8 protein-coding genes and 1 pseudogene are annotated in these 6,219 nt (G+C 51.2%); 3 read left to right on the top strand and 6 right to left on the bottom strand.

The genetic code is table 11. The features are described 5' to 3' along the window. The 5 genes from H6F90_RS15385 to H6F90_RS15405 all read right to left on the bottom strand — a co-directional run. A partial coding sequence (locus tag H6F90_RS15385) for a hypothetical protein (protein WP_190553291.1) occupies positions 1–250 on the bottom strand: 250 nt, incomplete at its 3' end. A 3-nt stretch (positions 251–253) separates the two neighbouring features. Continuing rightward, positions 254–1,843 (bottom strand): hypothetical protein, encoded by a 1,590-nt coding sequence (locus tag H6F90_RS15390; RefSeq protein ID WP_190553292.1) that lies wholly within the window; start codon positions 1,841–1,843, stop codon positions 254–256. Between the two features lie 25 nt (positions 1,844–1,868). Beyond that, positions 1,869–2,120 (bottom strand): hypothetical protein, encoded by a 252-nt coding sequence (locus H6F90_RS15395; RefSeq protein WP_190553293.1) that lies wholly within the window; start codon positions 2,118–2,120, stop codon positions 1,869–1,871. Between the two features lie 35 nt (positions 2,121–2,155). Beyond that, positions 2,156–2,632 carry a hypothetical protein gene (locus tag H6F90_RS15400; RefSeq protein WP_190553294.1) on the bottom strand — a complete coding sequence of 159 codons (477 nt, stop codon included), beginning with the start codon at positions 2,630–2,632 and terminating at the stop codon, positions 2,156–2,158. 33 nt (positions 2,633–2,665) lie between these two features. Beyond that, positions 2,666–2,911, bottom strand: coding sequence for a hypothetical protein (locus H6F90_RS15405; RefSeq protein WP_190553295.1), 246 nt, complete (start codon positions 2,909–2,911; stop codon positions 2,666–2,668). Between the two features lie 47 nt (positions 2,912–2,958). On the opposite strand from H6F90_RS15405, the gene H6F90_RS15410 reads away from it, so the two are divergent. The 3 genes from H6F90_RS15410 (at position 2,959) to H6F90_RS15420 (ending at position 5,091) form a co-directional block, all read left to right on the top strand. Next, positions 2,959–3,525: a hypothetical protein gene (locus H6F90_RS15410; RefSeq protein ID WP_190553296.1), complete on the top strand. Its 567-nt coding sequence runs from the start codon at positions 2,959–2,961 to the stop codon at positions 3,523–3,525. A 145-nt stretch (positions 3,526–3,670) separates the two neighbouring features. After that, complete coding sequence (locus H6F90_RS15415) at positions 3,671–4,927, top strand: alpha-L-fucosidase (protein WP_190553297.1); 1,257 nt, start codon at positions 3,671–3,673, stop codon at positions 4,925–4,927. A 23-nt stretch (positions 4,928–4,950) separates the two neighbouring features. Beyond that, on the top strand, positions 4,951–5,091 hold the full coding sequence (locus tag H6F90_RS15420; protein ID WP_190553298.1) for a hypothetical protein: 141 nt from the start codon (positions 4,951–4,953) through the stop codon (positions 5,089–5,091). A 24-nt stretch (positions 5,092–5,115) separates the two neighbouring features. Here the strand turns inward: H6F90_RS15420 and H6F90_RS31560 are convergent. After that, positions 5,116–5,411 (bottom strand): annotated as a pseudogene (locus H6F90_RS31560) (four helix bundle protein). Positions 5,412–6,219: the final 808 nt, after the last annotated feature.

The raw sequence follows: 6,219 nt of genomic DNA on the forward strand, positions 1-6,219 counted from the left end.
TGCCTTTGGGGACGAATAAGCCATAAAAGCGATTGGCTTTTTTCTCTGCCACTTTTTGACTGCGATGGGCATATTCTTGGTTGAGGGATTCTTTTTGCCAGGAGGAGATTCGCTTTTCAATCCCTTCTCGAATGGCTTCACCGAGATACAGAATCGCCGTTTGATTTAAGTCAGTAATCAAAACGCCAATACTTGAGGCTTTGAGATTTTGTCCGGCAACCAGCAGTTTGACTTTTTCGGTGCGTCCCACCCGCTAGCAGAACTTCAGCAGATCCCCCGCGAATGAGCTCGGAGACACCCGCTTGCGGATGAAGTCCATGACATGGAGCTTTTCAGGGGGGAGGGTGGCCGCGAAGGTATCCAACGTCTCTTCCATCACTTCTGGCTTGCAGCGATTCCACACTCCAGCAATCTTGGAGAACTCATCGAAGAAGTAGATCAGCGGCGTAAAGCAAGGAAGGGGATTATCGGGGACGGTGCGGCGCTTGAGGAGAGCATGGGTGTTCAAATCGAGGCGATAGAGGATTTCGGTCGTGGCTTCGAGTAAGCCAAAGATGCTGGAATCGAAATCGGCATACTTGAGCTTGCTCAGGTCTGTTTCTTCGTTCGGTTTGGGGTTGGTGAGAATCAAACCCACGTTTTCCCCCAAATCTTGCTCCATCAAAGCAATCAGGTTGTTGATCAAAGTGGTCTTGCCTTCCCCGGAGTCTCCCATCAAGCAAATTTGCGGATTTTCCTGGACAAAGGTAGTCAGATGACTCGGGTCCGGGTCCTGAATGGCATCAGCTCTGGCTTTGCGATCGCGCTCTAGAGCGTCCCAATCGGTACCCGAGACATCAAAGATGAGCTTGAGCCCCCCATCAATCGGTTCTGCGATCGGGTCCGCACAGCAACCGGGCACGGCAATCCGCAGCGGTTTGAGCAAATCCTTTTCAATTTTCTTCAGGGCTTCCCCACTGGAACGGATGGGGGTGCTGAGTTTGCCATCGACCAACACGGGTAGCACTTCAAAGCACAGCTCAAAGCGATCGCGCGGCAGGGGACGGACAAAGGGTTTTTTCACTACAATCCCATGCTCGTAGAGGCAACGAATCGCTTCACGAGCGAGCAGTTCTTCGTGGCTGGTGCCCCTCGGCAAATCCGGTTTCTTGAGGCTGTAAGACTCCTGCACCGCCGCATCGGCGATCGCCGCATAGAACTCCTCGCGCTCTGCCCACTCTTGCTCAAAGTGCTGCACCATGAGGCGCTCCCGCTCATTGAGGGCATCTTCTTGGGCTTGGAGGCGATCGCGCGCTTGGGCAATCTGCTCGCGCATGGCGGCTTCAAACACCTCCTCCTGCTCCCTTAATGCCTCTTCTCGGGCCTCCAGCGCTTGCTGCTGGCGATCGTAATGCTCTTCCAAGAGGGCTTGTTCCTGGGTCAAGCGTTCTCGTTCCTTTTGCAGGCGATCATAGTCGAGGGCTAAGCGTTCTCGCTCGGCTTCCATCTGCTCAAAATTAATCACTTCTGCGGCTTGCAGTTGGGCTTGGAGTTGAGCGAGGGCTTGTTCGTATTGTTCGATTTCTCGCTGATGCTGCAATTGGAGGTTGTACTGTTGCCACTCATACCCCTCTCTGACCTCATTGGCGACCTCAAGCAGGCGGGTGTGTTCATCCGTGCTCTGGATAGTCTCTTCTTCCTGGGAGTAGCCGTAAGCCGCTGAAAGCGCGGCTCCACAGCCGACCACTCGCAGAGAGACCCAGAGCCATTGATGTGAGCGATCGCCAATCCCTACAAAGCTAAACAGCGACAGGAGGGCCAAGACCACTAGAACATGATTGGAAGGGCGATCGCGAGCGGTCATATTGCACCACCTCCGGTGGCAGCACTTAGAGTAATCCCAGCAGCACACCCGCTAAGGCCGCTGCTGCGTAGATTTTGGCTTCCCGGTGGTAGAGGGAATAACGGGGACTGGCCTCGAGGGTGGCAAAGTAGGTCAAGGTCACGACACCCAGACCCACTAGGACGATCAGTCCCACATTTGCAAAGGAAAGCCTTGGGCTGATCACCAGCCAGCGCAGTCCCATCGTCAGCAGATTGAGGCAAAGCAGGCAAGACAGGGCGATCGCGAGTCGTTTCATGAGCGTGTTTCGGGTCCATTCCGCTCCAGCGAGCATCAACGTAAAGAGAAGCGAGACACCACCCCTCGCAGGTGCAGGTCATCTTCCTTGTCCACATTCTTCTGGGTCGCTTCCTGGACCGAGAGGTGGATGCTTTGGACCTTCTCTCGGATGGCATCTTGGTTCATGCTCCACTCGCTGAGGGCGGACTGAGCATTGTCGCTGGCGATCGCCACTCTGGCTCGTTTTTCCACGAGTTTGTGCGCGGCAGCGAGGAAGTCGCATTTCGTGGACTCAAGGTTGACTTTGGCAATGCCCACTTCCACCCGCTTTTGGGTGAGGCTAATGCGCTCTTTTTCCAACTCGGCTTCCGCGATCGCCAGTTTCACCCCCCGCTGTTGGCGTTTGAGGCGCTCGAGCTCGGTGTTGAGCTCAGCTTCGCTCAGCTCTCGAGTACGCGGGGTGACGAGATGAGCGTTCAGAGAAGGACGCGATTCATCAGGACTCGGAGAATACTTCACCATTCGTCGCATAGCATTACCTGCCTTGGCTTTGAGGGGACGCAATCAGAGGGGCGGGAGTGGGGCGCACAGCCGCACTGACGAGCAAGTAGGTGCCATTGCCACCAGCGAGGTCACGATCAGCAGCACCGCCCAGGTATCTTGACGGGAGAGCCAGTCATCCCAGCGCTTCTGGAGATTGACACTGACATGGATTTCGCTTGGTTGCTGCTCCGCCACTAGGCGTTGGGCTTGTAGCAGGGCTTGGGCAGGTGAACAGCGATCGCCTCGATGTGCGATTACTTCGCACATCAAATCCAGAGATTTCTTTAGAGACTTCTTTTTCAGAACAAGCAACAGTGGTTGTTGCAGAAGCTGAAAGCGTTGAAGCTGTGGCAACCATTAAAGCTGGGGAGTTGTCTGAGTTGCCAACTTCAAGCGATCGCTGCTCTGTCCCTAATGACAAGTTGAGCAATTCTGCTGAGGATAACTTTTCCGCCCCTAGTTCTGGGAAAAGTTTGAACAATGAAAACTCAAGATTCCCAGAACTGGTTGAGGCTGTAGCCCAAGCGATCGGGCATGCTCCTGATTCTCCACTACCAAAGTCACTGAAGGCAGCGATCGCTCAGTTTCCAGACCGAGTCCCAGCCGCGATCGCCTACCTCCAACACCAGCGACAGCACCACTCCATTCGCAACCCAATGGGTTACCTCCATCAAGCCATCCTGCAAGGCTGGAACCCATGCATTACGACATCTGCCACCTCTGCGCTACCCGCTGGCTTCAACGTCTGGTTCGACTGGGCTAAAACGCAAGGCCGGGTGCTTGCAGCAACGACAATCAACGGGGTTCATCACGCCCTCCATGTACAGCAGGGGTGGGTTCCTACTAAGCAACTCATGCAACAGCTCCCTACAGATTCCTAGGGCGATCGATCAATTCCTCACCTCGTAAGCAATCTGACCTTTAATCCCTTTCTAGGGTCTTGTGGTTGAGGCAGCTTATTTTTCCCGTTCTTTAGAAACTTGCAATACCCTACAATGTAGCTTCGCTCTCTGGGTTAATTAGCACATGAATCATTGGTTTTCTACGGCCCGTTTTGGCATGTTTGTCCATTGGGGACATAGTTCTCAACAAGGCATCGAATTATCTTGGCCTCTGGTTGGGGGGGTGTTCAGTCTCCCGTTCTGTGGCAATACGCCTATTGAGCAATATCATGCCACTGCTCTACACTTCAATCCCCAACACTATAATCCTGCTGCCTGGGCGCAACTCGCCAAACGCTTAGGGATGCAATACGTGATTCTGACGGCCAAACATCATGATGGCTTCGCTCTATTCCATACCCAGCAGTCCATGTTCTCCATTCAGCACACCCCTTATGAGCAAGACATTGTACGACAGTTTGTTGAGGCAATGAGAGACGCTGGATTGCATGTTGGGTTGTATTTCTCTCTGATTGATTGGCATCATTCTGACTATCCAGCCTTTACAGAAGCAGATAAACCTTATCGCTTTGGACAATACCGTCAACCGACTCCTGAGCAGTGGGAGCGCTTTATTACCTTCATGTTTGCTCAGGTAGAGGAGTTGCTCACCAACTATGGCCCCATTGATATTCTCTGGTTCGATGGCGGCTGGGAACGGACTCCTGAGCAGTGGCGGGTTCAAAAACTGTATGAATTAATCCGATCGCTTCAACCGGAGATTTTGATCAATGATCGCTTGCCAGGATTTGGCGATTTCGCCACTCCTGAGCAATTTATCCCACCCCAACCCTTAGCGGGAGCCTGGGAAACTTGCATGACTATCAATGAAAGCTGGGGGTATAACGCTGAAGATACACACTTCAAATCTCCTCGGCAATTAATTCACACTCTTTGTGAAGTTGCTAGCAAAGGTGGGAATCTGCTCCTGAATATCAGTCCAATGGGCAATGGAGAAGTTCAGCCAGAACTGATGGAACGATTGACAGCGATCGCAGACTGGATGGCAGTCAACCAGGAGAGTATTGTGGGCACAGAACCCGGGTTAGAGCCTTGGCAATTTTATGGCCCTTCAACCCGTCGAGAGCAGCGTCTTTATCTGCATCTCTTGATGAAACCGTACGACACAATTACAGTGCGCGGCATTCCGATTCAACAAGTCAAAGGCATCCAGGTACTCGCGACTGGCAAGGCGTTAAGATATAGAACACGATGTGCGATTTCAGAGTCGATCCTCAATCGAGACCCTGTGGGAGAGCTGACTATTGAGGTCCCCGAAGCAGTTCTTGACCCCTATGCCACAATCCTAGCGGTAGATATGCGCGAATCAGGTTTGAGTTGAATTTGAAGTGTGTTCTTGCACTTGTGAGCGGCAATTGGATTGCAGAGGCCTTCTGCGTCCCCCCTGGAGCAACACCTGCCACCGCAGCGGCCACTCAAAACACCCAGCCTGATCCGTTTGCTGCCCATCTCCTTAACCTTATGACGAGCGCGATCGTAAATTAATTCAAAGCTCAAAATGCGGAAGGGCTAGTGAGTGCGGTTTTGCTTTGTTTTGACAATGATTGAGGCTAAGATTTTGAGCAGTTCTTGCGTTTCAGCTAACAGTGGCAGCAAGCGAGATTCTGGCACAATCTCAGTCGCAATTAACAGTTTGAGCCAATATTGCGTTTCTCTCGCTTCCTTGAGCGCAACTTCCAGTTTGGGTCGAAATCAGTACTGCTTTGAGCTGCTTGAGATGCCTCTACATTCGCCCGAATCGAGGTTCCAGAACGAATCAATTGCTTCGATAATGTGCGAACAACACCAGGATTTTCATCCAGCACCTAACACAGCTTCACGATACGCACCGCAAACTCAAAAGTTCGTTCTGTGATCCGTTGCGGCTCAGACATAACCGGTTTCAACGCTCAATGCTCAATGATCTCGCGATCACTCAATTCCATACCAAGCAAACCTTTGATGATTATTCTATCCCTCTTTTGTCACTGTGGTCGAAGAAAATTTAGAATGACGATTTTCCGTACACAACTTTTTCTGTAGCATGCTGTAGCAGTACGAGAAAACGTTGGTTTAGTTATTCTCTAGTGAGTGTGACGAAAGAGGGCTATAGGATTTCTAAGTAGGTTGTAGGGGCAAGAAGAAAACAGTAGGCTGGAAACACGACTTGTAACTAGCGCAAATAAAGATGGATTCGCTCCAGCAATTTATTGAAGCCGTGGTGAAGTATCTGTTTGAGCTAGTCACGCATCAGCAACGCTTTACCTTCGAGAAGGCATTCATGTATGGTTAACCCCACATCCTATTCAGGATTGCTATGTTCGGGGAAAGATATATGACAACGCATCACTTTTACATTGAGCCGCGATCGCTCGGCCACAGACTCAATCAACATATTAATTATTCTACATACAGATAAATCTAGGGCAATAGACAGCTTCTACCTTTTTTGAATTTTGAATTGGCACTGCATATGCATTAAACCTTATCGGAAATTAGGACTTAGAATTATACCGTGCACCTGGAATGAGGTCGGTAGATGAAAATGACATATGCGGAACTACGAACCAAACCGCAGACCTTGTGTAGTTTAACCGGGCTCACCCCCAAAGAGTTTGAGGCTTTGTTAGAGAG

Origin of the sequence: Trichocoleus sp. FACHB-591, from assembly GCF_014695845.1 — a bacterium.
Lineage (GTDB): Bacteria > Cyanobacteriota > Cyanobacteriia > FACHB-46 > FACHB-46 > Trichocoleus.